Source organism: Curvibacter sp. EU05-FHT14A10, assembly GCF_058791075.1.
The window spans coordinates 304,476-331,018 of the sequence record NZ_JBYTDE010000006.1; the positions used below are offsets into that span (position 1 = coordinate 304,476).

General features: G+C 65.4%; 30 protein-coding genes. 16 read left to right on the top strand and 14 right to left on the bottom strand.

Annotated features, from left to right (window positions below):
* Positions 1 to 13: 13 nt before the first annotated feature.
* The 13 genes from AC3WUT_RS14095 to AC3WUT_RS14155 are packed head-to-tail and all read right to left on the bottom strand — an operon-like array spanning position 14 to position 9,066.
* On the bottom strand, positions 14 to 499 hold the full coding sequence (locus AC3WUT_RS14095) for a tetratricopeptide repeat protein (RefSeq protein WP_492347698.1): 486 nt from the start codon (positions 497 to 499) through the stop codon (positions 14 to 16).
* Entirely contained in the window at positions 492 to 1,118 is a 627-nt protein-coding gene (locus AC3WUT_RS14100; RefSeq protein ID WP_492347699.1) for an HrpE/YscL family type III secretion apparatus protein, read from the bottom strand. The genes AC3WUT_RS14095 and AC3WUT_RS14100 overlap by 8 nt, the downstream gene beginning before the upstream one ends.
* The gene (locus AC3WUT_RS14105) at positions 1,115 to 1,804 is read right to left on the bottom strand and encodes a hypothetical protein (protein WP_492347700.1); all 690 of its coding nucleotides are present in this window, start codon (positions 1,802 to 1,804) and stop codon (positions 1,115 to 1,117) included. The genes AC3WUT_RS14100 and AC3WUT_RS14105 overlap by 4 nt, the downstream gene beginning before the upstream one ends.
* Complete coding sequence (gene sctJ / locus AC3WUT_RS14110) at positions 1,801 to 2,628, bottom strand: type III secretion system inner membrane ring lipoprotein SctJ (protein ID WP_492347701.1); 828 nt, start codon at positions 2,626 to 2,628, stop codon at positions 1,801 to 1,803. The genes AC3WUT_RS14105 and sctJ overlap by 4 nt, the downstream gene beginning before the upstream one ends.
* On the bottom strand, positions 2,625 to 3,053 hold the full coding sequence (locus AC3WUT_RS14115; RefSeq protein ID WP_492347702.1) for an EscF/YscF/HrpA family type III secretion system needle major subunit: 429 nt from the start codon (positions 3,051 to 3,053) through the stop codon (positions 2,625 to 2,627). The genes sctJ and AC3WUT_RS14115 overlap by 4 nt, the downstream gene beginning before the upstream one ends.
* Positions 3,050 to 3,508 (bottom strand): tetratricopeptide repeat protein, encoded by a 459-nt coding sequence (locus AC3WUT_RS14120; RefSeq protein WP_492347703.1) that lies wholly within the window; start codon positions 3,506 to 3,508, stop codon positions 3,050 to 3,052. Before AC3WUT_RS14120 ends, AC3WUT_RS14115 begins: the two co-directional genes overlap by 4 nt.
* A complete protein-coding gene (locus AC3WUT_RS14125) occupies positions 3,501 to 3,983 on the bottom strand; it encodes a hypothetical protein (protein ID WP_492347704.1) in 483 nt (160 codons plus the stop codon). Before AC3WUT_RS14125 ends, AC3WUT_RS14120 begins: the two co-directional genes overlap by 8 nt.
* Positions 3,964 to 5,130: a hypothetical protein gene (locus AC3WUT_RS14130; protein WP_492347705.1), complete on the bottom strand. Its 1,167-nt coding sequence runs from the start codon at positions 5,128 to 5,130 to the stop codon at positions 3,964 to 3,966. Before AC3WUT_RS14130 ends, AC3WUT_RS14125 begins: the two co-directional genes overlap by 20 nt.
* 25 nt (positions 5,131 to 5,155) lie before the next feature.
* Positions 5,156 to 6,295 carry a hypothetical protein gene (locus tag AC3WUT_RS14135; protein WP_492347706.1) on the bottom strand — a complete coding sequence of 380 codons (1,140 nt, stop codon included), beginning with the start codon at positions 6,293 to 6,295 and terminating at the stop codon, positions 5,156 to 5,158.
* Positions 6,296 to 6,320: 25 nt separating this feature from the next.
* Positions 6,321 to 7,448, bottom strand: a complete 1,128-nt coding sequence (gene sctE, locus AC3WUT_RS14140; RefSeq protein ID WP_492347707.1) for a type III secretion system translocon subunit SseC family protein — start codon at positions 7,446 to 7,448, stop codon at positions 6,321 to 6,323.
* Positions 7,445 to 7,975 (bottom strand): SycD/LcrH family type III secretion system chaperone, encoded by a 531-nt coding sequence (locus AC3WUT_RS14145; protein WP_492347708.1) that lies wholly within the window; start codon positions 7,973 to 7,975, stop codon positions 7,445 to 7,447. Before AC3WUT_RS14145 ends, sctE begins: the two co-directional genes overlap by 4 nt.
* Before the next feature lie 15 nt (positions 7,976 to 7,990).
* Positions 7,991 to 8,737: a hypothetical protein gene (locus AC3WUT_RS14150; RefSeq protein WP_492347709.1), complete on the bottom strand. Its 747-nt coding sequence runs from the start codon at positions 8,735 to 8,737 to the stop codon at positions 7,991 to 7,993.
* Between the two features lie 38 nt (positions 8,738 to 8,775).
* Positions 8,776 to 9,066: a hypothetical protein gene (locus AC3WUT_RS14155; RefSeq protein ID WP_492347710.1), complete on the bottom strand. Its 291-nt coding sequence runs from the start codon at positions 9,064 to 9,066 to the stop codon at positions 8,776 to 8,778.
* 209 nt (positions 9,067 to 9,275) lie between these two features.
* Here AC3WUT_RS14155 and AC3WUT_RS14160 point away from each other — a divergent pair, with 209 nt between their 5' ends.
* Positions 9,276 to 9,737, top strand: a complete 462-nt coding sequence (locus tag AC3WUT_RS14160) for a type III secretion system chaperone (protein WP_492347711.1) — start codon at positions 9,276 to 9,278, stop codon at positions 9,735 to 9,737.
* Positions 9,738 to 9,752: 15 nt separating this feature from the next.
* Complete coding sequence (locus AC3WUT_RS14165) at positions 9,753 to 13,058, top strand: AarF/UbiB family protein (RefSeq protein ID WP_492347712.1); 3,306 nt, start codon at positions 9,753 to 9,755, stop codon at positions 13,056 to 13,058.
* Between the two features lie 7 nt (positions 13,059 to 13,065).
* On the opposite strand, the gene AC3WUT_RS14170 is transcribed toward AC3WUT_RS14165, so the two are convergent.
* Positions 13,066 to 13,545: a hypothetical protein gene (locus AC3WUT_RS14170; protein WP_492347713.1), complete on the bottom strand. Its 480-nt coding sequence runs from the start codon at positions 13,543 to 13,545 to the stop codon at positions 13,066 to 13,068.
* A gap of 98 nt (positions 13,546 to 13,643) precedes the next feature.
* On the opposite strand from AC3WUT_RS14170, the gene AC3WUT_RS14175 reads away from it, so the two are divergent.
* From AC3WUT_RS14175 to AC3WUT_RS14240, 14 genes are all read left to right on the top strand, one after another.
* Positions 13,644 to 14,975, top strand: coding sequence for an alpha/beta hydrolase (locus tag AC3WUT_RS14175; protein ID WP_492347714.1), 1,332 nt, complete (start codon positions 13,644 to 13,646; stop codon positions 14,973 to 14,975).
* A gap of 146 nt (positions 14,976 to 15,121) precedes the next feature.
* A complete protein-coding gene (locus AC3WUT_RS14180; protein WP_492347715.1) occupies positions 15,122 to 15,613 on the top strand; it encodes a hypothetical protein in 492 nt (163 codons plus the stop codon).
* A gap of 12 nt (positions 15,614 to 15,625) precedes the next feature.
* Positions 15,626 to 17,563, top strand: coding sequence for a protein kinase domain-containing protein (locus tag AC3WUT_RS14185; RefSeq protein ID WP_492347716.1), 1,938 nt, complete (start codon positions 15,626 to 15,628; stop codon positions 17,561 to 17,563).
* Between the two features lie 139 nt (positions 17,564 to 17,702).
* Positions 17,703 to 18,866 carry a TyeA family type III secretion system gatekeeper subunit gene (locus AC3WUT_RS14190; RefSeq protein WP_492347717.1) on the top strand — a complete coding sequence of 388 codons (1,164 nt, stop codon included), beginning with the start codon at positions 17,703 to 17,705 and terminating at the stop codon, positions 18,864 to 18,866.
* A complete protein-coding gene (locus AC3WUT_RS14195; protein WP_492347718.1) occupies positions 18,863 to 19,258 on the top strand; it encodes a type III secretion system chaperone family protein in 396 nt (131 codons plus the stop codon). The genes AC3WUT_RS14190 and AC3WUT_RS14195 overlap by 4 nt, the downstream gene beginning before the upstream one ends.
* A gap of 57 nt (positions 19,259 to 19,315) precedes the next feature.
* Positions 19,316 to 19,759 (top strand): hypothetical protein, encoded by a 444-nt coding sequence (locus tag AC3WUT_RS14200; protein ID WP_492347719.1) that lies wholly within the window; start codon positions 19,316 to 19,318, stop codon positions 19,757 to 19,759.
* 3 nt (positions 19,760 to 19,762) lie between these two features.
* On the top strand, positions 19,763 to 20,116 hold the full coding sequence (gene sctY / locus AC3WUT_RS14205) for a type III secretion apparatus assembly chaperone SctY (protein WP_492347720.1): 354 nt from the start codon (positions 19,763 to 19,765) through the stop codon (positions 20,114 to 20,116).
* Positions 20,113 to 22,200, top strand: a complete 2,088-nt coding sequence (gene sctV, locus AC3WUT_RS14210) for a type III secretion system export apparatus subunit SctV (protein WP_492347721.1) — start codon at positions 20,113 to 20,115, stop codon at positions 22,198 to 22,200. Before sctY ends, sctV begins: the two co-directional genes overlap by 4 nt.
* Positions 22,197 to 23,447, top strand: a complete 1,251-nt coding sequence (locus AC3WUT_RS14215) for a SctD/MshK family protein (RefSeq protein WP_492347722.1) — start codon at positions 22,197 to 22,199, stop codon at positions 23,445 to 23,447. The genes sctV and AC3WUT_RS14215 overlap by 4 nt, the downstream gene beginning before the upstream one ends.
* On the top strand, positions 23,444 to 23,797 hold the full coding sequence (locus AC3WUT_RS14220) for a hypothetical protein (RefSeq protein ID WP_492347723.1): 354 nt from the start codon (positions 23,444 to 23,446) through the stop codon (positions 23,795 to 23,797). Before AC3WUT_RS14215 ends, AC3WUT_RS14220 begins: the two co-directional genes overlap by 4 nt.
* Positions 23,766 to 24,008: an EscF/YscF/HrpA family type III secretion system needle major subunit gene (locus AC3WUT_RS14225; RefSeq protein WP_492347724.1), complete on the top strand. Its 243-nt coding sequence runs from the start codon at positions 23,766 to 23,768 to the stop codon at positions 24,006 to 24,008. Before AC3WUT_RS14220 ends, AC3WUT_RS14225 begins: the two co-directional genes overlap by 32 nt.
* A 9-nt stretch (positions 24,009 to 24,017) precedes the next feature.
* A complete protein-coding gene (locus AC3WUT_RS14230; RefSeq protein WP_492347725.1) occupies positions 24,018 to 24,488 on the top strand; it encodes a hypothetical protein in 471 nt (156 codons plus the stop codon).
* A 35-nt stretch (positions 24,489 to 24,523) separates the two neighbouring features.
* On the top strand, positions 24,524 to 25,006 hold the full coding sequence (locus AC3WUT_RS14235) for a hypothetical protein (protein WP_492347726.1): 483 nt from the start codon (positions 24,524 to 24,526) through the stop codon (positions 25,004 to 25,006).
* Positions 25,007 to 25,016: 10 nt separating this feature from the next.
* Entirely contained in the window at positions 25,017 to 26,516 is a 1,500-nt protein-coding gene (locus AC3WUT_RS14240) for a hypothetical protein (protein WP_492347727.1), read from the top strand.
* Positions 26,517 to 26,543: the final 27 nt, after the last annotated feature.

A 26,543-nucleotide genomic window follows, 5' to 3' on the forward strand; every position in this document is an offset into this window, starting at 1 on the left:
GGCGAGGCGCTTATCAATGCAGGTCCGTCAGGGCCCGGTGGATGAGATCGGTCAGCGGCCCCAGGCCCGCGGTCTGGCAGGCTGACTGGCACAGGGCCAAGGCCATGTTGAAAGCGTCGCGCGCCTCCTCGGGGTAGCCCAGGGCGGCCATGCATTCACCGAGCCGATAGGCGCAGGCGGCATCGGCTGGGTTCAGCGACAGCGCCAACGTGAAATGCACGCCCGCGTCGTGGACCTCGCCGATCTGCTGCAGGCACAGGCCCAGACCGAAGTGGTGCTCGGGTCGGCCGGGTTCGCGGCTCACCAACAGGCCATAGGCAGGCAGGGCGTCTTCGATCCGGCCCTCCAACAGGTCGGTGCAAGCCTGCTCGCTGACGGCATCGAGCTCGGCGACGCTGGGCTGCGCCGGGCGTTGCAAGGTTCCAGCCAGGCAATCAGCCACGGCCTGCAGCCGGCTCATCCAGGCGGGGTGGGGTGAGTGCGTGCGTTGTTCAGCCATGTTGTCCCAGCAGGCGTGTGAAGCCTTTTTCAAGCGCCTGCAGTTGCAGCTCGATGCTGGCCTCGACGGTGCCGATCTCGCTTTCCATGAGGGTGGCATCGCCCTTGAGGCGGGCGTCGCCCACGATGTCCAGAATGCCGATGCCCGGAAAGCGCTCCAGCAGTTCGGCGGCGCGCTGGCGCACGGCGGCCACGTGCTCGGGCGCCACGCGCAGGGTCAGCTGCTTTTGGTTGCGCATCACCGCCAGCCCGCTGCGCACCACCATCAGCACGCGCTCCGTGTCATCGTAGTCGGCCAGAATGCGTCGCATCGAGCCCATCACCAGGCCCACCATGCGTTGTTCGACGCTGGCGAAATACTCCACCATGCGGCCAGCGTTCTCGATCAGGGTTTCGGCCTGTGCCAGTTGGGCCTGTTCCAGGCCCTCGGCATGGCCGCGCTGGCGTTCGGCCTCGCGCTCATGCTGGGCCTGCTCGACGATGGCTGCGGCTTCACGCCGCGCATGGTCCATCAGTTCTTGCGCCTGTTGCCAGACCCTGGCTTCGGCCGCCGGCAGCACCGGATCGGCCGCGTCGGGCACCGGGCCGGCGCTGATGCGGGCAAATTGCACATAGCTCATGGCAGCACGCTCCGGGCGGTGTCGTGGTCAGGCAGGCAGGCGTTCCAGCCGGCTTCCCAATCGGGGGCCAGTTCAGCCACGCAGCGTGGGTAGTGGTCCAGCACCCGATGCAGCGCCTGTTCGGTGTCCAGTGGGGCGGGGTTCAGCGTCACGGGGCGCAGTTTCAGGGTCAGGCGTTGCGCCAGTCCGCCGGGCAGGCTGGCTGCGGCCTGGGTCAGCAAGGCCCAGCCCAGTGTGTCCAGCCAGGCCGCCAGTTCGGGCCAGGCCGGCTCGGCCAGGGCTTGGGCGGCGACCGGCCGTTGCGGCTCCAGCAACCAGGCCCATTCGCCACGGCCCAGTTGGCCGGCCAAGGCCTCGCGCTCGCTGCGCAAGATCACCCGGCGCAATCGCCGGCCTTGATCAAGCAGGCCGAGTTGGCGTGCCAGCTGGCCCAGCAGCGCGCGCGGCAGCAGCGCCAGCCGATGCAAGGGCTGGCGCAGGTCGAGCAGGGGCAGGTCGCGTTCCGCGTCCAGCTGCCATTCTTGGCTCAGGGCCTGCTCGGCAGCCGGCGACAGGGGCGGCGCCCAAGCGGCCGGCAGGCTGGCAGTGAGTCGATCAGGGTCGGCCTCACGGCTGGGGTGCTGCAAGAAATTCAGCACCGTGCTCGCCAGCGCGGGTGGCAGTTGGAACAGCTGGATCGGGGTCATCCGGGGCCCTCTGCCGAGCTCGCCGAGGCCGCCGCGCTGCGCCCCGGGGTACCGGTTTCACGGGCCTGCTGGCGCGGGCGCCACCAGAAGGTCCAGCCCAGCCAGCCGCAGGCGCCCAGGGCCGCCAACAGCAACAGGCTCAGCACCGACAGGATCAGGCGCAGGCCCATGGCGTCGTCGGCCTGAACCTGCAAGCCCCAAACCGTCTCCCAGGCGCGCGCAGCGCTGGCGGTGCCCGCCTTGCCGGGCACCAGCACCACCGACACGCGCTCGCTGCTCAGGCCGGGGATGCTGTTGACCACCATGCGCCGCACCTGGGGCTGCAATTGTTCGACCGGCGCGTTCTGTTGGTATTTGATGAACACGGCTGCGCTCGCCGGCAGCTCGGCCCGATCGACCGACCCCCGTTCGGGCAGCACCAGGTGCACGCGCGCAAACAGCACACCATCGATGTGCGACAGCGTGCCCGACAGGTCTTGCGACAGGGCATAGAGGTAGCGTGCGCGCTCTTCGAGCGGCGAGGAGATCAGCCCATCCTTCTGGAACACCTGGCCCATGCCCGCAAAATGCTCGCGCGGCAAGCCGGCGGCGCGCAGCAGGTCCACGGCCTGAGCCGCCTTGGCCTGGTCCACGCGCACCCCCACCATGCCCTCCTTGCCGGGCACCTTGCTGGCCGCGATGCCGTTGTTCACCAGTGCGGCGATCACCTCGTTGGCATCGGCCTCTGGAATGGTCGACAGCAGCTCCACCTGAGACGAGCAGGCCAGCAGACCCCAGGCCAGCAGCAGCGCGCTCAGAACACGGAAAAGGCGGTGGCGGCTCATTGGGTCTTCAGGATCTGGTCCAGGTTTTGCGAGGTCTTGGAGATGCCCTTGCTGAGCATTTCAAAATGCACGCTGGCCTGCAGCAGCTTGGCCTGTACACCCAGCATCTGGGCCGTGCTCAGCACGGGCTGGGCCGTCAGGTCGGCGGCCTGGGCCCAGGCTTGGCTGATCTGCTGGGAGCTGTCTTTCAAGCCCGCCAGAATCGCGTCGCCAGCCGTGCTTGCAGGGCGTTGCGCCACCGGGGCGCTGGCCGCCGCCGACAGGGCGCTGGCGCTGGCCGCGGCAGGCGAGGAGGTGTCGCCACCTGCGAGGGCGTTGCGAAAGCGTTCAACGTCGGCACCCGCCACGGGCACCACCGCAGCGCCCGCGGGGGTCGCGGTGGCCGGCGAGCTCAAGGGCAGGGCGGTCTGAAGCACATCGATCATGAGCGTTCTCCGGGGTCAGAGGCAGAAGCCAGCGGCGGCAGGCCCAGCATGCGTCGGGCCACCGTGTGGGTGCGGGTGTCGGGTGGGCCGGCCAGCGAGTCGTGCAGAGCCTGCTGGCTTTGGGCGTTGTGGCCTGCCCAGTGCAGGGCCAGGCCGTGCCAACAGGCCAGTTCGGCTTGTTCGGCGGCCAGTTCGGCCGTGGCTTCGGGGCCGCTCGGTGTGACCTGGGCCAGCACCTGGCGGCCTTGCGCGAGCAGGGCTGCGGCGGCGTCAGGCCGGGCCTGGTCCAACTGGCAGCCCGCCAGGCCGATCCAGGGGTAGGCGCGCTGCGGCCGCAAATGCACCAGGCTGTCAAAAATGGTCTGCGCCTCGGCCGCCAGGCCGGCGCCCGAGGCCATCACGCCCAGTTGGGCGAGGTGGCTCAGGTCGGCGGAAGACAGCCAGGCTTCAGCCATGGGACAGCAACTCCAGCAAGGCCTGGGCGCGCTGAACACTGCGTGCGAGAGCGGCGTCGCCAGCCCCGCCCAGGCACATTGCGCGCAGCAGGAAACGGGCCGGGGCGTTGCTGCCCAGCCCGATCAGGGCCTCGGCCCAGGGCAGCAGCAGGCGCAGCTCACTGCGGTCACGGTGCCAGGCCAGGGCGTAAAGACCCGCTGCCAGCTCGAAGTTGCCCTGCAGGGCCGACACGCGCCCCAGCCCCGACAAAAAACGCAGCTCGCTGGGGGCCCGGGTCAGCAGCAGCGTGAACAAGGCTTGCGCCTGCGGAAGTTGGCCGGCCTGCAGGGCCTGGCAGGCCGAGGCATAGACCGACTCCAGCTCGGCTGGATCAGGTGCGGGCACAGGCTGCAGGCCACGCATCTCGTCGAGGCATTCGTCCAGCCAGGACGGGCTGGTGCCCGGGGCAGAAAGGTCAGGCGAAGTTGCGTGCAATTTGCTGCTCCGTGCTGTTGAGGGTCTGAACCAGCTCCTGGGTGGCGCTGATCGTGGCCTTGACCAGATCGCGGGCGTTTTGTTCGGTGGCCTCGGCCTGTTGTTGGAAGGCGCTGTGTCTGCTGGCCTCGGCGGCCTCGGCCCGGGCCTCGGCCTGGTCCATGTCGGCGCTGTACTTGAAGCCCGCCGCCGCCAGGCCTGCCAGCGCATTGACGCCGCCGGTGCTGGCCTGCACCAGGGTGTTCTTCATGTTGATCAACATGTCTTCATGGCTGCGCTTGGCGTTGAGCCGGGTGTCCGCCGCGGCTTGGGTGGCCTCCGAGGCATCAAACGGCGCCTGGCCGATTTTTGTGGCGGCATCCCTGGCCTCTTGCAGGGTGTTCTCGGTGGCCGTGACCTTGGCCTTGGCGACGTCCGCGACGTCCAGGGCACTCTTGGCTTCCAATTTGGCGGCTTTCACCTCCTCAAGGCTCACCGTTTTGTCATTGGCCATGTACCTTTTTGCCAGGTCGGCGGCCTTGGCCGCCTTGTCCTGGGCGGTCTTGGCCATTTCTTCGGCGTTCTGCATCAGCGCGGGCAGGTCCTGATCCGCCTGCTGGGCAATTTTGTTGGCCTTGGCGAGGTCGTTGGCATCGCGCAGATGGGTCCTCTCGGTCTGCACAATGCCCTTGAGCTGTTTCAGGCCCATGCCCAGTTGAACGCCACCCATGGCTGCCGAGACCGCGTTGGTGACGATGCCGGCCACCAGTTCTTTGGTGGCGGCCGTTTTCATCTTCTCGACTTCGTTCAGCTGGTGCTGGTATTCGAGCTCTTTCTCGGCCCACTTGGTTTCGTTGAATGCGGTCTTCAAGGCCTGGCTGGCCTGCAGCATGATCTTGAGCACGGCGGTGGGATTGAAGCTGTCGCTGGCCATTTCATCGCTGAGGCGGCTCAGGGTCTTGGCCTGGGCTGCGGCGGCCTGGGCAGGCGGCATGTCCCCGGCGGGGTCCGGGGCGGTGGCTGCCTGGCCTTGCGGCACATGGCGGGTGTCCAGTCCGCTGGCATCGAGCGGCGCGGGGGCATCGACATTCACCGCTGGGTGCGGGGCTTCGCTGCCTGCAAGCGCGGGCAGGGCCGGGGCAGGGCTTGAGCTGACTTTGAGGTTCATGATGAGGGCCTTTGGTGCTCGCGTTTCAAGCCATGAGGGGCGGGGTGTTGGCGCTCAGGGCGTCGAGCGCGTCCTTCATCAGTTGCGCAATGAACTCATCGGCGGCCTTCCAGGCCCGCTCGGTGTTGGCCGTGTCCTGGGTGGTGAGGTCTTTCTCCACCTGTTGTGCCAGGGCCTGGACCATGGGTTCAAGGTCTTTGAGTTTGGCCATGATGTCAGGCAGGCTGTTGAGTCCCTCGCCTTCGAGGAAGGCCGTGACCGCTGTGTTGGCCACGTCAACCACCTGCTTGGCCAGATCGCCCACGCCGCCGTAGCTGGCCAGCGGGTTGCCACCGAGCAGAAAGCCCGCAATGTTCTGCGCAAAGAGGGTGCCATGCACGGCCGCAGCGGCGACCACGGCCGCCGCATCGGGCTCCACGCCCACCACCTCGGCAATGTCCTGGATGGCGCGCGTCAACACTTGGGGGTCGATGGGATCGGCGCCTTTGCTGTTCAAGGCGAGAGCCACTTCCAGCGAGACGTCGACCAGGCTGCGGGTGACCTTGGCCACCTGCTCGGCGGTGGCCTCGGGCACCCCGACAAATTGCAAGAAGCCGGTGGTGACATGGGCTGCGATGTCGCCCGGGCTGATGCCCGCCGTCTGCAGAACGCCGGCGCCGGCTGCCGCCAGGCTGGGGGCCAGCTTGAGCAGGTCCGCCGGCAAGGAGGTCCCGCATGTGGCGATGCCCGTGGCCACTGTCTTGACGATCATGGCGCCCAGTTCGAACACGGCCGTTGGGTTCTTGGCGGCCCATTCGATCATGGCTCCGCCCAGTTGCATCACCACGTCATCGGCCGCATTGGCCTGCATGGTGGCCCCCACGGTCTCGGCCAGGGCAGGCAAGCCTTTGTCCAAGGCCTTCTTGATGACGTCGAGTTTGGCCTCCTGGCTGCTGTTGCTCAACAGGGTCAGGGCGGCTTCCACTCCCAGGGACATCAAGTCAAGCGTGGGTGGCGGCAAGGCGGGTACGCCGGTGGCCTGCAAGGCCATGCTGACGACCTCGGGCACCATCTCGACCACCTTGGGCTGGCCGTCGGCGTTCTGAATGGCGAGCAGCTGGTCGGCTGCGCCGCTGACCCAGGCGCCCCCTGCGGCGAAGGGGTTGGAGGGATTGATGCTTGTCATCGGTGGGTCCAATCCGTTTCGGCACTCAGGCCATCTGGGTGGTCATGAGTTGGGCTTGGGCGGCGCCGCGATCGGCCACCATGTCACTGCAGCGCTTCAGGCCATCGGCCTGGCGCTCAAGAATGCTCTTGAGCTCGTCGCTCATCAGTTCGAACATGGCCTGCATCTTGGCCAGCAGGGCCACCATGGTCTTGACCTCGGCCTTGGCTTTGGCGGCTTCATTGGCGTTGATGGCCGTGTCAACGCCGACGAGACCTCGTCCGATCGAGGCACCGGCATCGACGGTCTCGGTCCCGATCGTGGCCTTGCGCACGGTCGATTGCATGTTGACGAGCTTGCTGGCAGAGCTGGCCACCTTGGCGATGAGCGACACGGCCTTGATCACCAGGGCACCGGTGCAGATGCCGATGGCGATGTCCGTCACCAGGTCGACGCCCATCTTGATGTAGCTCTGCACCTCTTCGCTGGCCCCCACGGCCTTGGCGATGCAGGCCGCCAGTTGACCCAAGGTGGGGCTCCAGCCCAGGGGCGGCAGGCCCATTTCCTTGCGCACGTCCTCCACCATGTCCACCACGGCGCCCGCCATCATGTAGGTGCCCATGGCGATCAGCGCCACCCCGACCAGGGCGCCCACGCCGGTGGCGCAGGCCACCACGCCCACCACCACCGACACGGCGGCCACCACGGCCGTGGCGATGTTGCTGAGCCAGCCAAAGGCCTTGCCCCAGAAGCCGGGTTCGGCCTCCTCGGCCTTGCGCTGCGCGTCCTTGATTTTTTCCAGCTTGTCGGCATTGACGGCGGCCAGCCGTTCCTTCTGATTCTGGATGCCGGTCATGGTGACCTCGCCCAACTTGGTCTGGGTCTTGTCGAAGGTGGCGGCAGCCCAGGAGATGAGGTCATCGGAACTCAGGTTCTCGGGCAGGGCCTCGGTGTTGAGTGGGGGCAAGGGGATGGGCTGGGAAGCCGCTGCAGCTTGGCCCACCGCGGGCTGGCCCAGTGCCTGGAGGGCCTCGGCCACGCGCTGCCGGTCCAGATCGACCGATTGGGTTTCGGTGGCTGCCTGGGCCGCCTGGGCGGCTGCGTCGGCCTCTTGTGAACCCCGCAGATTCAGCAGCCCCGGGGGGCTCAGCGGGCCTCCGATGGGGGTGTTCATGGTTGGGCCTCGGCAGCCGGGGTGGCGGGCCGGGCTTTTTGCATCAGGGCCAGCAGGGCGCTGGCGCGCTCACGCAGTTCGGTCTGGGCGGGGGTCTTGCACAGGCGCACCACAAAGCCCAGGGCCTCGCAGGCGTTTTGCAATTGCCCCAGGGCGGCCAGACATTCGGCCGTGTGGAACAGGGGCACCGGATCGGCGGCGTCCATCACCGAGGCCGCCATGTAGTAGCCCAAGGCGTCGGCATGCTTGCCCTGCATCTGCAGGGCCGAGCCCAGCGCCTGGCTGAAGCGCCGGTCATAGGGATTGTTCATCACCAGAAAGGCGAACACCTGGCCCGCAGGCTCGTACTGCCCGCGGCCATACAAGGTGTGGCCGATGCAGTAGGCGGCTTCGTAGTCCTGGGTGGTGAGCCCACGCAGGTCGCCGATGGTGCCGCCCGCGGCCAGGTGGGCCTGGATCCGGGCCAGCAGTTCGGGCGAGGGCGACGCGTCGGCGCCCGCTGGGGCAGAGGCTGTGGTTTGGCTCATGGGCGGCTCCGTCGCTCAGGTGTTGCGGATGATGGCCGAATGGGTGTCGTCGAACTTCTTGATCAAGGTGCTCAACAGTTGCTGGGTGTTGGTCATCTTGGTGGTCCACGATTGCAGGGCGATCTGGTCGAGTTGGGCGTCGTTGCCCAGCGCGTCGACCTTGGCCGAGACCTGTTGCTTCAGCGTTTCCAGCGCCCCGTAGCTGACCTCGCCCTTGGCCATGGCATAGGCATCGTCACGGCTCAGGCCCGCGTCGTAGGCGGTGCGAGCCGCTGCAATGTTGTCGCGGTAGATCTGCTTGGCGTCGTCCGGGATCTTCGCGGCCTCAATGGCCTTGAGGCGTTCGTCCAGACCGGCGTGGACATCGTCTTTCTTGTCGAAGCTGTCCAGTTTCTGGTTGACGGTGTCGCGGTTCTTCACGCTGGCGTCGGTGCCGCTCACCGCCGATTGGCCGTCGAAAGCCCCATCCACCTGCTTGCGGTAGGTGCTGCCGGAGTCATCGCGCTCGCTGGCCGATTTGGCGTCGTTGTTGAAGCCCTTCATCTGCTTGGTGATCTCGGCCTGCAGTTCGCCCATCGCCTTGAGCTTGTTGTTGCGCATCTGCATGTCTTCGACCTTCATGCGCACCTGGTTCTCACAGTGCTCGACCCGCTTTTGGACGACGGCAATGATCAGGGACTCGATGTCCATCGAACTGGTGTCGATGTCCTGGACCTGGCCCACGGGGGCCGCGTTGTTGGAGGTGATGCCGCTGGTGGCCATGTGAATTTCTCCTGAAGGGGGCAATGGGCCGGTGGTTCTCAGACCCGCAGGCCGCGTACCCGGACGCGGGGCGCGGGGCGAAGCAGGCCGCGCCGGGTGGCCTCGGCGTCGATCTCGCGCTGAACCTCGAGTTGGTCATCGGCGATGGCCTGGGCGGCTTGGTCCTGGCTCTCGGGGCTGTCGTGCTGGGCCAGAAAGGCCCGCAGGCGCTCCGGATCGATGTCCATCTCCTTGCAGAGCCCGTCCAGCGTGTGCCGCTGGGCTTCGGCGATCAGACGCTCCGAGCTGTCGATGAGGTCTTGGATCTTGGGGTCGATGGGCTCGCTCATGGTGGCAATCCTGAAGAGTTGGCAGGGTGTGGGTCGAACTTTGCCGCAAGCCGGCCGCTTTGCGCCGTCTTGGCCTGTGATTGACAGAAACTGACAGATTCAGCGCCCCAGGTCTGGCTTAAGGTCAGCACCATCGGGTCGCGCCTTCAGCGCCGGGCCGGGTCGGCAGCGCACGTGGCGCTGGATTTGATCAAGATGAAACCATCTCCATGTCCTACGACAACATGTTGGCCGAGGCCCTGTGCCTGTTGGGTGAATTCAGCGGGGGACCGTTGCCTGCTTTTGACGACGAAGGCCTGTGCGTTCTGGCGCACGACGATGGCTTTGGTGTCACCCTGTTGCGCACACAGGGCTCGGACATCCTGCTGCTGTCGGCGCAACTGATCGAGGTGCCCCAGGACGGGCGTGAGGCCTTGTTTGCCTGGTTGCTGCGCCTCAATTTTCTGGGCTTGGACACGGGTGGCGCGGCGCTGTCGCTCGATGAGGAAGAGCGACACGTGTACCTGTGCCATGGCGCGCCGCTGAGTCGGCTGGACGCCCCGGGCCTGGTGACGCTGATCGGCAACTTCATCGATGCCGCGGCCAGCGTGCGCCAGCGCCTGTTGGGCGAGGCGCCAGCGGTGGCCGCCGACGCGGCCCTGGTGCCCGGTGTGGGCTGGATTCACGGCTGAGTTCGGAGGGACACCATGCCAGGCATCGACCAACAGATTCGTGCCCGTGTCCAGGGCAACCTGGGCCAGTTGCCCAACCCGCAAGCCCAGGACACTGTGCTCAATGGCGGGCGTTTGCGTGTGCAGTACCAAAGCAACGCCACCCGGTGGTGCGGCCTGGCCAAGGTGGCTGCCGTGGCGTTCTTCCCGGTGGGTATTGTGGCCGCCCTGAAAGGCAGCTACACCCGGCGACTGGCCATCTGCAATGGCGTCGGACAGCCACACATTGACAGCGGTGTGTCGCGCACGGATTGGAAAATGCTGCTCCGGGTGCACCGTGATCGCCCCACCGACCTGGCCCCGACCAAAGAGGCGCACCTGCGCAGCGTGGCCATCAAGCTGATTGGCATCAGCGGGCAGGACTCGGGTTTGAAGTCGCTGTGGCAAAGCCCCGAAACCAGGACGGTCGATCTGCTGGAGCTGGCCGTGGCCTGTGTGGCAGACCAGACGGGCGAGTACCGGAAAACCGTTTTCTCAGCCTTGCGGGACGATGTCAAAGCCTCTTTTCAGCCGGCCCGCAGCGAACAGTTCGAGGCCATGCGCACCGATTTCCAGAACCAGCCTCAGGCGGTGCGTGAGCAATGGGTGGTGGGCGTGCCACAGCGCGCACCGGCCGAGGGGTTGAAATTGGGCGAGCTGTTGGACACCAAGAAAACCGAGCACTTGCAAAAGCAGTTCAACATCCGCCCTGAGCACTTTGACCAGGTTCGCCCCTTGATTGGCCGGCTGATGCAGATGCCGGCAGGGACACCCGACGAGCAGGCGTCCTGGTTGGGTCAAACCCTGGCTGCCCACCCGGAAGGGGCGCGGGTGTTGCTTCGCCTGCCTGAGCTGTTGGCATTGGGCGCCTTCGACGGCTTCGGCCCCCTGAAAGAACTGGTTGAGAAAGACCAGCCTTTGATGGTGGCCTTGAAGGATTTGCTGGGTTTGAAGTTGGATTTGCCGGGGGCTGGTGCGGGCGGCAAGGTGAAGTATCTTTTGGCTGCTGGTGTGTCGAATATCAAGGTGAACAACGAGCTCAAAGCCTTGGGGCACCGGCCTTTGGACCCCGCCAAGGTACAGGCCTTTGCGCAAAGGGTGGGTGGCTTTGCCACCGATTACGACTTCAGCACCTTCGCCGGGTACCTTGACGGCATGACCGATGAGCTGCCGCCTGAGATGGGGCAGTTTCTCAAAGAGGTGATGCAAAACTATTTCGCTTTGCAGACGCCGGCCGACAAAAAGCTGATGCTGGCCTCGCTGTATGAGCACGGCAACAGCACCGAGCCCATGGATCAGCTGGTGGCCTTGCTCAAAGGCGCGGGCCCCTTCATGCAGAAGATGATGCAGTCCATGGGGGCCGATGCCAAAGACCCGTCGGTCAAGGCCGCGATGAACCAGCTCAAGGAAAACCTCAACCCGCTGGACACCGAAGAGCGCCGGGTGCTGCTGCACCAGGCCCTGGGCTCGCTGGTCAAAGATGGCAGCCAGGTCGGCGCCATCAAAGTGCTGAGCTCGGCCTCGGTGGCAGAAACCGTGGCCGTGACGCTCACTTCGCCCCCAGGGCCCGATGGGGCTGCCGGGGTGTCGCGAGAGCTGATCGTCAAATTGCGCCGTCCTGGCGTGGTGGAGCGGGCCGGTCGTGAGCGCGAAATTTTTGACACCATCGCCGGGCAGCGTGCCGCACGTGCTGGCGCGCAGGGCAATGACGCGATTGCGCGCTCGATGAGCTCGATTGCCGATCAGATCGAAAGTGAGCTTGACCTGCGGCTGGAGGCGAAAGAGATTGAGCAAGCCCGCGCCTATGAGCAACGCTCGGGTTTGCGCCGGGGCGGCCTTCGGGTGATGCACCTGGCCGAAGGCGTGCCCAGCAGGGCCGATTTTTTGATCTTGGAAAAAATCCCCGGGCAAAGTGTCAAAGCGGTCATCAAGACCTTGGAAGAAGTCGCCACCGCCCCTGCGCAGCCCCTTGAGGTGCTCGCCAAGGCGCGTGACCGCGCCCAGGACCTGTGTGAACGCTTGTTGCAGCTCAACAACGTCTGGAACCGCGAGCTTTTTCACCACTCGGGCTTCTACCATGGCGATTTGCATGCAGGCAACCTGATGTTTGCTGACGGTGCCGAGGGTCGCCCGTCTGAGCTCGGCATGATTGACTTTGGTAATGCGGCCACCTTGAGCAAGAACCAGCAGATCAACCTGATGCGCCTGAATGCCGCCAGTGATGCAGGGCATCCCCAACTTGCCATCGATGCGCTTCGGGCGTTGCTGCCTCCCCATGCCCAACTGCGCTTGGATCAGGTGCGTCCGATTTTGGTGCTCGAGGCTAAATCGCTGATGGTGAAAGAAGAATTCGGAACCTTGCGTTTGGACGTGACCAGCGAGCTGATCAGCGCAGCCACCCGCTTGGGGATCGAGATCCCTGGGCTGGTCACTCAGGTGGGTCGATCACGTGGCATGTTGCAGGCCACTTGGACCCAGGCACAAATAGCCTTGGCAGCGCTGACGGACAAGCTTGGCCCCCCGGGGACCCAGCCTGTCTATGGGGTCGATGCCTTTGGCACGTCGACCGTGAAGGCCATCATGGGCAGCAGGATCGAGCTGGCCAGGCAGGTGGGGCTTGATTTCAGTGTGAGGGTCACCCGTCACGTCGATCGCCAAGCCATGTTCGATGAATTTCAGGATCACGACGCTTTTGTTGCAGCGAAGAAAGCGTACGAAGACGCCAGCGAAGCCCGCAGTGCGCTTGAGTCTGAATTGCAGGGAAATCTGACAGCCCATCGGATGGCGATCTTCGCGTTGATCCACTCTGCCTTTGCCGGTTCGGACCCGCTTGACGATGCCCAGTGGGATCAGTGGGTCGGTCAACTCGCCGATCCGGGCTTGCGGACACCAGAGGACCTGGCGCAGTTCAAAGCGTTTTGCATGCAAGCAGACGCTCCCACCCAACTGAGTGAATGCGAGCGTTTCAGGCCCTGGTTACAGGCTCTGAACCCTGATTTCCTGGCGAGGCTGGATGATTGGCAATCGACCGAAGTGGCATTGGCCAAATTGCCCTCAGAGGACCCGGCAGGCAAGGTACCGCATTTGCTTGGCCGAGTCTTGGACGCCGAGCGCAGCAAGTTGCTTCAAGCTTTGAACGCCGGGGCCCCGCGGGTGGCAGAGGATCGCCGTGAGGCCGTGCAGCAGGTGGTCCAAGGAGACCAGGCGTCGCGTGATCCATCCTTCGTCATGGTGTGGCAAGAAGACTTGGCCAATCGCCTGAGCCACCATGTGGCCAGCAATCAGCCCCTGCCAGTGGCCTGAGTGGGTCTCACACGCGCACCATGAAAGCCGGCGCCAACCCGCCTGCCAGCAAAGGTGCTTCGGCCCCTGTCTCCTCGTCATCGCCCGGGCTGCCTTCGGCGGCGCTTTGCAGCAGGGCTTGCAGCGACTGGGCGCGGTCCAGGCCGTCTTGCAGCAGGGCCTCGAGTTCGGCCAGTGTCAGGCCCGGCAGGGCTGCGCTGCGGCTCAGGCTGAAGTGTTGCTCGGCGTCCATCACGATCTGCCAGTCGTGCTCAAAGCGCGCCAGCTCGTTGACCTGCAGCACCAGGCTCAGCAGCGGCACCGTGAGCGGGGCGGTCAGTGGGGCCATCTCCACTTCGGCCAGCAGGCGCTCGGGGTGCAGCGGGTGGGGCAGCAGCAGCACGGTCAGACCCTCGCAGCTGAATTCCAGGCCCAGGGGCGCGGCGTCGGCCACCATGCCATGGCTGGCGGCCAGTTCTTGCATGAGGGATTCAAACGGGGTGCTCATGGAGGGCCTCCGGCAGGGTTCAAGGGGTTCTTGGGGGGACCCCGGCAGTTTAAGCGCCACAGGTTTGCCTGCGGCAAGGTCTTCAGAGGAGCTTTCACATGGCAACGTCCATCACATCGCTGCAAGGGCAGGCCGTTCATGGCCTGGCCGGGGTCCGGCAACTCGACAGCGACAGCGCGCTCAGAGTGCTGAACCAGATTCAGACCCAGATCAATGGCAAAAGTGGCGTGCTCAAACTGATGCATACCCAAAGCCAGCGCCCCGGGCAGGCCATGGTGTTCGAGCGCAAAAGTTGGTACCAGGCCATTGCGCGCCGCGACAGCAAGATGGCCGACACGGCCCAGGCTTTGCAAAACCTGTACCAGCAGGCCGGCCTGTCGCCCGCAGCCCAGAATCAGTTGAAGCTGTACCTGCAAAAGCATGGCAACCGGGTGGGGGGGCGCGGGCTGGCCACCTTGATGCAGGATCACCTGGTGCAGGGCACCAGCGAGCGCCTCGTCAAGCAGGTGCTGCCCAAAGAGGGCAACAACAACCTGCTGTTGGGGGATCAGCTATTTGGTACGAGGGACGAGCGGCGCGCACCGTCCACGGGCCCGGGCTTGGCTCGCATCAGCCAACTTCAGCGCCAATGGGGCCTCAACTTAGACCCCCGCTATGTGATCCCGGCCGGGGGGCGCCACACCACTGAGCTGGTGGGCATCAGCCGCTCAGCCAACGCGCAGGGGGGCGCTGCTCTGGACACCAGCCAACCGATCGTGATTTTTTTTGGAGGCTCGCATGGCCATGTGCATGACTACGGCTACCCGGCCGCCGAGGCGGCTGGCCCTGGGGTGGCCGGTGGTTTGAATTTTCTCGCAGTCGATTACCGGGGCTTTGGCGCCAGCGGGCATGGCAATCCCACGCCCAAGTCGATCACTGACGATGCGATGCGGGTCTATGAGCATGTGAAGGGCCTGGGCTTTCGGCCTGATCAAATCATTTTGCGCGGCTACTCCCTGGGGGCGGCGGCGGCCGGTCGGGTTCATGCCCACGCTCAACTCATGGGCGAACAGTTGATGGGCGTGGTTTATGACCGGCCCATGGCCTCGGCGCCCGATCGGGCGGCGGTCGATTTCGGGTGGCTGGGCAAACAAGGGGCCAAGGGCGCCGTGGGGCAATTTGGGGCGGAGCGTTACCTCGATGTCGTGCGTGACAAGGGCCCCAGCGAAAAGTGCCCGGTCTATGTGGTGGCCGACAACGAGCCTGAACTCGGCCCCCGGGCGATGCAAATGGCGGCCGAGCGCCAACTGCCTCTCATGCGACTTGCAGAGGCTCAGTTCCCGGGCTTTCGAGATCCCGATCAGCCCGTGCTGGGGGGGCATGAAGACCACGCCAGCGCCAACCAGGCTGTCGGGGCCTGGTTGGAGCGACTGGTTCAGGGCGGGGTCTGAGCACTGCCCAGCGCTTCAAGTGCTGCCGGGTTGGGTTTGCTTCAGGGTGTGCGGCCGGTCCGCCCCTGGAATTGACAGAAACTGACAGATTGCCAGCGCCCAAGCGGCATTAAGGTCGGGCATCGCCTTTCTCTCCCTTCCCGGCCATGAACATCTCTGCTGCTGCCACGCTCACCCCTTTTCAACGCTGGATCACCGAGGCCATGGCCGCCGCAGGCCAGCCCGTGCCGCCCGAGGTCGACCCGCTGGGCCTGGAGTTTGAAGCCGAGGGTCGCATGGCGCGGGTGATCCCCCACGCCGACGAGTCCCTGGCCGTGATCGAGGTGCAGGCCTGTGCGCTGCACGAGCTCGGCGAAGAGGCGCTGGCCGCCCTGGCCCTGGACCTGATGCGTCTCAACCACGAGGCGCGCTTTGAGCATGGCTGGGTGGCGGTGATCGACGATGAAGACTGGCTCAGCGTCAGCACCACGGTGGCCGTGGCTGCCACCCTGGGCGAGGCGCTGGGCGAGTGCCTGTGGGATGGTCTGGCACGTGCCACCCAGTTGCAAGCCGTGGCGCAAAGCCTGCAAAGCCCCGAGGTGGCGGCGGTGCAGGCGCCGTTGCCTGCCGAGGCCCTGGGTCAGTTCATTCGCGGTTGAAAGGAGCACACCATGCCCGTTGGAATCACGGCCCGGGGCGGCGCAGACTTCATGCGCCATGTGCAGGGCCTGACACAGGATCAAGCTCTCAAGGCGCTGAACGATATCAAGGCCCATCTGTCCAAACCAGGCAAAGCCGATGGCGTGTTGTCTCTGGCCTATCGCAGCAATGCAGGCAAAGAGTTGGAACTCAGGCGCAAGAGCGGGTTTCGGCTGTGGGGGCGGGGTTTGGGCAACAAGCGTCTCAACGACACCCGAGAGGCCTTGTCCACCTTGCTCAAAAGGGCTGGCTTGGACAGCGCTGAAGCCCGACTCACCGCGTACCTCGACAAGAAAGGGAGCCATGCCAACCGAGTCCAGGCCTGTGAACTGTTGGCATTGCTGGGCCCGCCCTCGAATGAGGCGCTCGCTGAGCCTGAGTCGGAGGCCACCCAAAGCCCAAGCTATCAACTCTACGACCAAGCCCAGGAGCCTCCGCAGCCTGACTTGATCAAGAGGCCTGCAGACGATTTCCAGCCTTTCGGTACCGCGGTGGATGACTCACTGATGGCCCCGGAGGACGGGGATTGGCGATTGGATGTGCACGAGCGCCCGCTTGTCCTGAACCAGTCGCCCGCAGAACCTGTCCACTCAGGGGGGCTTTTTGAGCAACTTGCCCAGGGACAAGACCATGACATTGAGCCCGATTTCATGGCGCAGGCCCTTCAGAACGCCCATGAGTTGCAGGCCGAGCCTTTGCTTGAAGAGCCGACTCAGCCGCCATCCCCAAGCCCTGTTGTGTTGCAGGCCAGCAGCCTCAATGAATTGGCAGCTGTGGCTCAAATTGAACTCGGTCGGGTTCTGGGCTCAGGTGGGTTTGGTGTCGCGCGAGAAATCAAAATCGCCGGGCAAGCGGGGGGTTTTGTACTCAAGACTTTCAAAACCGGTTCAGGGGCTGGTGCAACCCTGCCTCTCTCTTCGGTCCGAACCAAGGTCACCAACGAGGCGATCGTCACGTTTTTGAACAGCAACAAAGAGCCTGGCTATGCTGCCGAAGTGAGTGTGGTCCAGCCCAACTATTTTTGGGTGAAAACGGCCCATCACCAATATCAAATGTTGGCACCGGGTCAACTGCGTCAGTTGATCAAATCAGCGGGGGCGGGCGACGTGGCGTGTGCGGGCTTGATCATGCCCAAGGCCGAAGGGCAAGAGTTGAACTCGCTGCTCAAAAGCAAATCACTGGCTGCGGCAGAGCGGCAGTTGGTTATCAAAAATTTGCTGGGCTCAGTCAAAAGCCTCAATCGGCGCGGCTTTGTACATCGGGACTTGAAACCTGAAAACCTGTTTTTCGATCCGATGACAAAAAAGATCTCGCTGATTGATACCGGCATGTTGCACAAAACCAGTAAAAAAAGCCCTGCTTCAAGGTTTGTCAATGGAATGGCGGGTACCAATGCTTATTTGCCAGAGAAAGCATTGAAGAGAGAAAAATACGGCACAGAATCAGATCTGCACGCCACGGCTGTCATTGCCATGCAAATGGAAATGTCGCCAGAGGTATTCACGTCTTTCAAGCAGGCCTTCAAGGACGTGGTAGAAAAATCGCCTCAAGCATGGGGTGCTGATGCCAGCATTATTCCAGCGGGCTATGCTGTTAGATTAAAAAATCAAGCGTCTTTTGAAATGGATAATGCCTTGAAAAGGGCGAATGTTTTTCATCGCCTATTCTCAAGTGGGAACCTCAAGGTCAGTAAAGAGGCATATCAAAAAAAGATGAATGAATATGAAAAGAAGTACGAGCACATGAAGCAGTTGGTAGCCGTTATTGACAAGCCGAGCCCGATGGTGAGTTGGGCGCTTGATGCGATGGATGCGGCCAATCAGCCTGCTGATCGCTGGGCCGATCGAAACTGGGCACAAGGCCAATACCAACAATGGCTGGACGATCCCCGCCTCAGCGCCGTCGCCTGAGGTCGCACCCATTCGGTTCAGCACGCCATGCGGGGGCATTGACAAGAATGTCTGCCGACCTGGACCCCACGACCCGCCCCCCCAATTGACAGGTTTGGACAGGTAGCGGGTGCTTGTTTGAGCTTATCGTGAACAGGCCATGCACCACCCCTCAGCCCTCAGCTCGCACCACCGCCCGACCGGCCTGGGCCATGCCCCGGTTCAGCAGCGCGCGGCCACTGCTGCCGCAGGGGGGGCGCAGACCTTGGCGCTGGCGGTGCTGGAGCCGATGTCGCTGTTGTCCGATTCGGCCGACGAGCTGAGCCAGAGCCTGTCGTCGCGGGTGCAGGAGCGCTCGATCAAGGAGCGCCGCGTGGGGGCCGGCCCCAACGCCGACCTGGCCTTGACGCGGGCGCGGCTGCAAGAGCTGCAGCGCCTGATGCAGGGCGCAGGCCAGTCAGGCGGCGGCAAGCCCGGGCCCGAACACGAGGCCGAGTTGCAGGACCTGGCCCGCCGCGTGTTGCGTGACCCGGGCCAGGCGCGCCAGCAGGCGCAGGCCCGAGGCGACGAGCCGTCGGGCCAGTACCTGAGCTTGCTGGAGGTGGCCTCGCTGATCCGTGATGGCGTGGCTGGTGCCGACCCGGGCGGCCGGGCATTGGCCCAGGTGGAAGAGGCGGCAGCCCAGTTGCTGGCCGAGCATGGCGATTTGATCCGGGCCGACATGAACTCGGCCGATGCGCTGGCCGCGCTGGCCACGCCCGAGGAGGTGCAGGGCTTCCGCAGTGCCTACCGCGACGCGGTGCTGGCCAAGCCCGATCTGGCCTCGACGCTGCGCCATGTGCTGGACACGGCCTCGGGCGGCGGGGCCGACGATTACATGCGGGTGCTGGACACCCTGCGCAATGCGCTGGGTGCCGACCTGGCCGCTGAGCGCCCCTCGGCCGAGCGGGCGCGGCTGCAGAACCTGGTGACCGACCTGTTCCAGCTCAAGGTGATTGCCACCGTGGTCGAGCAGGGCGGCCGACTGAGCCAGACCCTGGCAAAGCGCCATGCGGTGCCGCCGTTCAAGGGCACGCTGATGGCGTCTGAGCTGGTGGCGCTGACCGGTGAGCGCTGGGTGGATGCCAGCCGCTTCACCCGGGTGGCCGAGCGCTGTGGTGTGGCACGCCCGACCGCGTGTGTGGTCGATTTTCTGACCGGCCTGCGCACCGGGCTGCGCGACCTGCCGCCGCAGGTGTTTGCCTCGTCCGAGGCTCGGCAGTCGCTGCTGGACGCGGCTCAGCAGGCCATCGATGCGGCCATCGACCGCGAGGAAACCGAATGAGTGCAGAACAAGCCGTGGCGGAGTTCGGCCAGCTGCAGGGCCTGGAGGGCCTGAGCCTGCACCCCGCAGGTCATGTGCGCCTGGGCCTGCCTACGGGCGACAGCCTGAGCCTGGACCTGAGCCGCACCCACCTGGTGATCAGCCTGGTGGCGCATTGCCCCCATGTGCCGGCCCCGGCCCTGTTGCAGGCCCTGCAGGCCTGTGACCTACGCCACAGCACGGGGCGTTGGCCCATCCGGGTGGGGCTGCATGGCCAGGGACAGGACGCCTGCCTGGTGCTGGCCTTGCGCCTGCCCGACCAACACGGCCTGGGTGGCCCGGATCTGCAGCAGGCCGTCGAACAACTGATGCAGTGGCACGCGCAGTGGCGCCACGCCGCCCAGATCGGCTGACGCACCCGGCGCGCCCCAGCACTGCGCACGTACCCCGCCCGAACCGAACCCCACACCATGGCCACTTCAACTTCCAACACCGCCACGACCGACACCCTGACCCGCCTGGGCAGCCTGTATGGCTTTTTTCAAGGCCGCGACGTCAAGCCCGGGCGTGCCGAGCACCTCGATCTGAAGGCAATTTTTGGTGAATCGTCGGCGGCCCGGGCCTCGGACCTGGAGTTGCAGGGCCTCAAACACACGGTGGCCATTGGTACGGGCACCGACGCGCTGCTCAATGAGTGGGCCTGTGCGGCGCCCATGCCCTCGGCCCGGGTGTTGACCGCGCTGGGTTTTGGTGAATGCCTGGGCGAGTTGTTGGGCACGCTGCGCCAGGCCAGCAAGGGCGCGAGCGACCCGACCATGGCCCTGGACCTGCGGCGTGCCACGCAAGAGCTGTCGGAACACCTGGCCAACCATGACCTTGCCTACGGCATGGCCCACCAACTGATGCAGGGCTGAGGCATGGCACTGCCTGAGGATCAACGCGATGTGCTGGGCATGGTGGGGCGCTTGTTCCTGCTGCATGGCGACCCGGCCCGCGCCTGCACCCTGCTGAAGGCCCTGGCCCATCTGGACCCCGGCGAGGCAGGACACCTGCGTGCCCTGGCCCTGGCCCACACTCGGGCCCGCCAGCCCGATCAGGCGCTGGCCGTGCTGGAGCGCCTGATTCTGGCCGGCCGGGTGGATGCCGGCTTGCACGCCCTGCGGGCCCAGGTGCTGAGCACGCTGGGCCGGCAAGATGAAGCCGACGCCGCCATGCAGGCCTTTTTGGCCCTGCGGCGCCACGCAGCCACACCCGTGAAGGCCTTGCCATGAACCGGATGCTGCAAAAACTGGCCTTGCTGGCAGCGCGGCGCAGCGACATCGTGTTGGCGGTGGTGCTGGTGGCCATCATCTTCATGATGATCCTGCCGCTGCCCACGCTGGTGGTGGACGCGCTGATCGGCGTCAACATGACCCTGTCGGCGGTGCTGCTGATGGTGGCCATGTACCTGCCCTCACCGCTGGCGTTTTCGACCTTTCCGTCGGTGCTGCTGGTGACCACGCTGTTTCGCCTGGGCATCTCGATCGCCACCACCCGGCTGATCCTGCTGCAAGGCGATGCGGGCCACATCATCGACACCTTCGGCAACTTTGTGGTGGGCGGCAATCTGGTGGTGGGGCTGGTGGTGTTCCTGATCCTGACCATCGTGCAGTTTGTGGTGATCACCAAGGGGGCTGAGCGCGTGGCCGAGGTGGCGGCGCGCTTTTCACTCGATGCCATGCCGGGCAAGCAGATGGCCATCGACGGCGACATGCGCGCCGGCACCATCGACATGGCAGAGGCCAAGCGCCGCCGCGGCGTGGTCGAGAAAGAAAGCCAGCTGTACGGTGCGATGGACGGGGCGATGAAGTTCGTCAAGGGTGACGCGATTGCAGGCCTGATCATCGTGTCGGTGAACCTGCTGGGCGGGCTGCTGATCGGCGTGCTGCAGCGCGGCATGCCGGCTGGCAAGGCCATGCAAACCTATTCGATCCTGTCGATCGGCGATGGCCTGATCTCGCAGATCCCGGCGCTGTTCATCTCGATCTGCGCCGGCATCATCGTGACGCGGGTGCAATCCGATGGCGGCGAGGGCAATGTGGGGCGCGACATGGGGGCGCAGATCCTGGCCGAGCCGCGGGCGCTGATGATTGGCGGCTGCATTGCGCTGGGCATGGGCCTGATCCCGGGCATGCCGCTCGAGATCTTTGTGCTGCTGGCCCTGCCGCTGCTGGGCATCGGCTATGCCACCCGCAAAGGGGCCAAGCCGCTCGACGAGGACGGCGACATCAATGACAGCCCGGCCCTGCAGGCCTCGGGCAGCGCACCGCGCCCGGCGCGCAAGGACGGTACCGACGAGTTCGTGCCCACGGTGCCGCTGATTCTGGATGTGTTCACCGGACTCAACCAGGCCATTGACCCACAGCGGCTCAACGATGAGCTGGTCAAGATCCGGCGGGCCCTGTACTTCGACATGGGGGTGCCGTTCCCGGGCATTCACCTGCGCTACAACGACCGGCTGCCGGCCGAGGCCTACCAGATTGTGCTGTCCGAGGTGCCGGTGGCCCAGGGACGCTTGCGCCCGGGCTGGCTGCTGGTGATGGAGCCCGAACAGACCCTCAAATCGCTGGGCCTGGGCTACGAGAGCGACAAACCGTTCTTGCCGGGCATCGAGACTTTCTGGGTGCGTGCCCACCTGGGCGAGCTGCTCAGCCAGGCCGGCCTGCGGGTCAAGACCAGCAGCGAGATCGTCACCTATCACCTGGCCACGGTGTTGCGCCAGCATTCGTCGGAGTTCATCGGTGTGCAGGAGACCCGTTTCCTGCTGACGGCCATGGAGCAACGCTACCCCGACCTGGTCAAGGAGGCCCAGCGCGTGATGCCGGCCCAGAAGATCGGCGAGGTGCTGCAGCGTCTGGTGTCCGAAGACATCTCGATCCGCAACCTGCGCACCGTGCTGGAGGCTCTGGTGGAATGGGGCCAGAAAGAGAAGGACTCGGTGCTGTTGACCGAGTACGTGCGCGGCGCTCTGAAGCGACACATCAGCTACAAGTATTCCGGCGGCCTCAACACCTTGCCGGCTTACCTGCTGGCGCCCAAGGCCGAAGAGGCCGTTCGGGCTGCGGTGCGCCAGACCTCGGCCGGCAGCTACCTGGCGATGGACCCGGCGGTGAGCAAGCGCCTGGTGGACGCCATCAAGCGCAGTGTGGGCACCTTGCCCTCCACCGGCCAAAAGCCGGTGCTGCTGGCCTCGATGGACATCCGCCGCTATGTGCGGCGCCTGATCGAAAGTTCGCTGGCTGATCTGCAGGTGCTGTCCTACCAGGAGCTGACGCCAGAGATCAACATCCAGCCGCTGGCGAGGATCGATCTGTGAGCGCCGACGGCTTTGAGTTTCGGGTGCTGAGCGGGGTGCATGAGGGCGCAGTGGCCTTTTTGCCGCGGCACGACGCCCAGGCCCACTGGCGCGTGGCGCCCGACGACGAAGCCGATCTGATGTTGAGCGACCTGCCGCTGCCGCAGGCCACGCTGTCGCTGCTGGACGACGGCTGGCACTGGGAAGATGCCCTGGGCTCGCTTCACCTGGCCTGGGGCCAGGCGATGCGCCTGGGCGGGTTGTGCCTGCAAGCGGCCCTGGCCTCGGACCCGGTGCCCACCGCCGAGCAATGCCAGGCCTTGCCCGACCGTCTGGCCCAGGCTGTGCCGGGGCCCGAAGCGGATGCCGAGGCTTCAGCGGAGGCGCCTGTGGACAGGGTTGACGCACCAGACCGCGCTGCGGCAGGTGCCTTGAGCGCTGAGGCTGGCGGCCCGGTCGCAGACCCGCGCCACAAGGCGTCGCTGCCCACCGCCCGGCCGCGCCGTCGCTGGCACCGCGCCTTGCCCTTGGCGGGCTTGCTGGCCCTGGCCCTGGGCCTGTTGGGGGGGGCGCAGCTTTGGTTGCAGCAGGCGGGCGTGCACGAGGCCCAGCGCCCAGATGGGATCGAGGACAGCCCCCTGGACCCGGTTCAAGCCCTGCAGGCCGTGCAGCGCCAATTGGGCCAGGCCGGCTTGGGCGCTGCGGTGCGCGCCACCGCCGTGGCGGGTGGTCGGATCCGCCTGCTGGGCGTGGTTGGCAGTGACGACGCGATGGACACTTTGCTGGCGCGGCTCGCACCCTGGCTGAGCCTGCTGAAGGTGGATCTGCTGACCCAGGCTGAGTTTGCCCGCAATGTGGCCGCCCTGGCCCCGCGTTGGCCGGCGCTGCGCCTGACCGCCGAACCCGGCGGCCGGGTGCGGGTGAGCGGGCCCGTCGGTCCGGATCTGGACCGCGCCGTGCTGGGCGAGCTGATTGCCCAGGCCTTGCCCGAGGCCAGTGCGGTGAGCCTGGACGACCTGGCCATGGCCCAGGGCCCGGGCGCCGGTGCCAGCCCGAGGGGCGTGGCGCGCTCGGCCACTGAGCGACTGCCTCAGGTGGCTGCTGTGGTCAGCGGCGAACGGGCCTATGTGCTGTTGGCCGATGGGCGCCGGCTGTTGCCCGGTGGCCTGGTGCGGCAGGGGCTGGTGCTGGCCCGCATCGACGACAACGCCGTGATTTTTCAGACCAGCGCGGGGCAGACGCTGACCCTGCCCCGAGGTGCCCCATGAACGCCCCATCCCTCTCAGGCCCTGCAGCGCCCGATTTCGACCCGGCTGCGGCCACCCCGCTGGACCTGCACGAGGCCCTGTCCGGGCCGCAAGCCGGGCTGCTGCGCCAGCAACTGGACCAGCACCTGGCCCAGGTCGAGTCTGGTTTGCTGGCGCGCAGCCGCCAGGCCCTGCGCCCCGAGGTGCAGCGCGACATGGCCGCCGCCCTGGCGGCCCTGGGTGCGGCGCGCCAGGTGCTGCAACGCCTGAACCTGAGCGGGCCCAGCGCCCTCGACAGCCCTTTGACGAATCGTCGTTTTTTTCAACCGGAGCCCCACCATGACCATCAGCAACAGCGCCCTGTCGTTTGACAGCCTCAGCACCAACATGCTCTCTGCCATGCAGGCCGTGGAGTCCAACCTGCAGCAGACCCTGGCCGCGGCGGCGTCCAACCCCGACACCATCACCATGCTCAAGGTGCAGCAGCAGGTGCAGCAGTGGTCGCTGATGTCATCCATCCAGAGCACGGTGGTCAAGGAAGTGGCCGATGCCATGAAGGCGGCCATCCAGAAGGCCGGCTGAGGACAGCGCATGAAGGCCCCCCTGGACGGCTTTGAGCTGTTGATCAACGACCTGGCCCCGCCGGCCGAGCCGGCCGCGGCGGTTAGCCCGCGCCTGAGCTTTGGCAGCGAGGCACATGCCGGCCGTGTGAGCCGCCACCGGAGTCGGTCCGGCGCCTTGTTGATCGAAATCGAGGTGCTGCCCACGTATGAAACCCCGTTGCCGGGCGATGCCCCGGTGTGGGCGCTGCTGCACGGCCTGAACCATGAGGCCGCGTTGGGCGAGGGCTGGCTGATCAGCCTGGATGACGACGAGGTGCTGCAACTGAACCGCGTGCTGTCCTGGCAGGGCCTGGCCGCGGCCGACTTGCGCGCCACCCTGGCTGACGGCCTGCAGCGCGCGGCCAGCCTGCGCACGCTTTGGCAGTCGTTGGCGCCCTTGGCGACCACTGCTGATGCGGGGGTCGAGCCGATCGGCATGGCCCATGTGCTGCGCGGCTGAACCCACGGCCCCCATTTCAAAAACGTTCCCCGCCCATGACCATCGACCCTGATTTTCAAGCCCTGTTGAGCGCCCTGGTGGCAGCGATGGCGGGCGATACCGCCCCTTCAAGCGCGCCCGCCGACCCCGGCCTGTACGGGCTGGAGTTTGAAAGCGGCGAGCACGCCCTGCGTCTGGGCCAGCACCCCGGTCAGTCGGCCATGGTGCTGCTGGAGGTGGACGTGCTGCCCGCTGAGGCCTTGCAGCCCAGCGACGAGCGTCCGCTGTGGCGCTGGCTGCACCAGTTCAACCATGAGGCCCTGCGCGCCGAGGGCTGGGTGGCCAGCGTGGACGACGAGGGCGTGCTGGTACTGCAGTGGCAAGGCCCGTGGGCCGGCCTGGGCGTGGCCGATCTGCAGGCCCTGATGAGCGAGGGCCTGCAACAGGCCGAAGACTTGGCCCGCCAGTGCCGCGAGCCCCAGGCTGAACCCGATGCCGTAGGGGCGCTGCCCCTGGGCAGCAATGCCCTGATGGGCTGAGGAATTGACGATGCCGATCACTACTTTTCAGGGCCTGAGGGGCAACAGCGCTGCGAACATCGCCAGCACCATTGGCAGCAATGAAGCAATCATTGGCAATGCCAAAGACAAGCTGGCTGAGTTGGGCAGGGCGTTGTTGAGAGATGACAACAGTGGCAGTGTCAGGGACGGGGTTTTGCGCCTGCGCAGCCACAAGGGGCGGCAAGACGCGTCGCTGGATTTGGTGGGCGCCAAGCGCTGGGGTGGCTTGTTCGGCAAGGCTCATTCAACGGCGCGTCTGGCGACCGGCAAGGCCATGCAGACCTTGTTGGCCAAAGCGGGCGCGAGTTCGGCGGTGCTGGCTGAGTTCAAGAATGAATGTGACAAGGCCGGCAAGAAAGGCGTGTCGGCCGAGGTGATGCTGCGTTTTATTGGGCGGGCGCAGCAGCAGGTTCAATCGGAGCACAGCCTGGAGGGCCTGTATCAAAAAATTGGACTGACGTTGAAAAATGTGAACGCCAATCCGATCGGCGTCGGCGCCCATGGCGCTGTGGGCAAAGCCAGCTATGCGGGCGAGAACATGGTGCTCAAGGAGTTCGAGGCCCCCAAGAATTTGAAGCTGGCAGGGCCAGACGGTAAATTTGACCGCGCGCAATTGAACGGCGCGGCCACCTACCTCAAGGGGGTGCCCGGTTTTGTAGCGCCCCGCCTGTACATCGTGGCAGAGCAATTGAACGATGCCCAAGGGGATGACACTCGCTACCACGCCGTGCCCGCAGACAAGCGCTTTCGCGAGTGGGCTCTGGAGCAGCCATCCGAGGCGACTGAGCGCTTGCAGATTGTCGCGACGGTCATGCCCGAGGCCTGTGGGCCCAGCATGGACAACATCATGAACGACACCGCGCATCGGGTGCCCAGCAGTCAATGGCAAAAGGCATTGCACAACGGCTTGCACACCTTGTCGCAATTGCATGCCCATGCGGCAGTGCATGGCGACATCAAGCCCAATAACTTCTGCATGGATGTCAAGACAGGGCAACTGGATTTGATTGATTCCGATGGTCTGAACAAATTCAGCAAACGGGCGGATGCACGGGCAGGGGAGGACGTGAATCAGGTCACTCAGGCGTACAACCTGCCTAGAGGCTCCAAGGCTGATTTGAGAAAGAAGCGCGGCTTGGAGCATGACCTGTTTGGCCTGGGCATGAGTGTGCTGGTGGCCTCACTGGAGAACCGGGGTGAAGCTCAGGTTGTCAAAGATCTTCTCAACGATGTCAGAGACAAAAGCAGCGGTGTAGCGATCTACCAGGCCACCGTGAATCGCAATTACAGCACCGCCCTGGTGCGCCAGGATCTGAGCAGCGAGATGGATGGGCGGCTTGCTGGGATACGCCTCACAGCCGCCGAGCAAGAGGCGCTGGACCTGGTGAAGTGCACGCTGGCCCAACCCGGCATGACCTACACCCGCTTCGATGCCAACGCGCCAGACAAGCACCCGTTCCACGACTGGTATGCCCGCGGCACGCCCTGAGCTTTGACCCACGCTGAAGGCCCACGC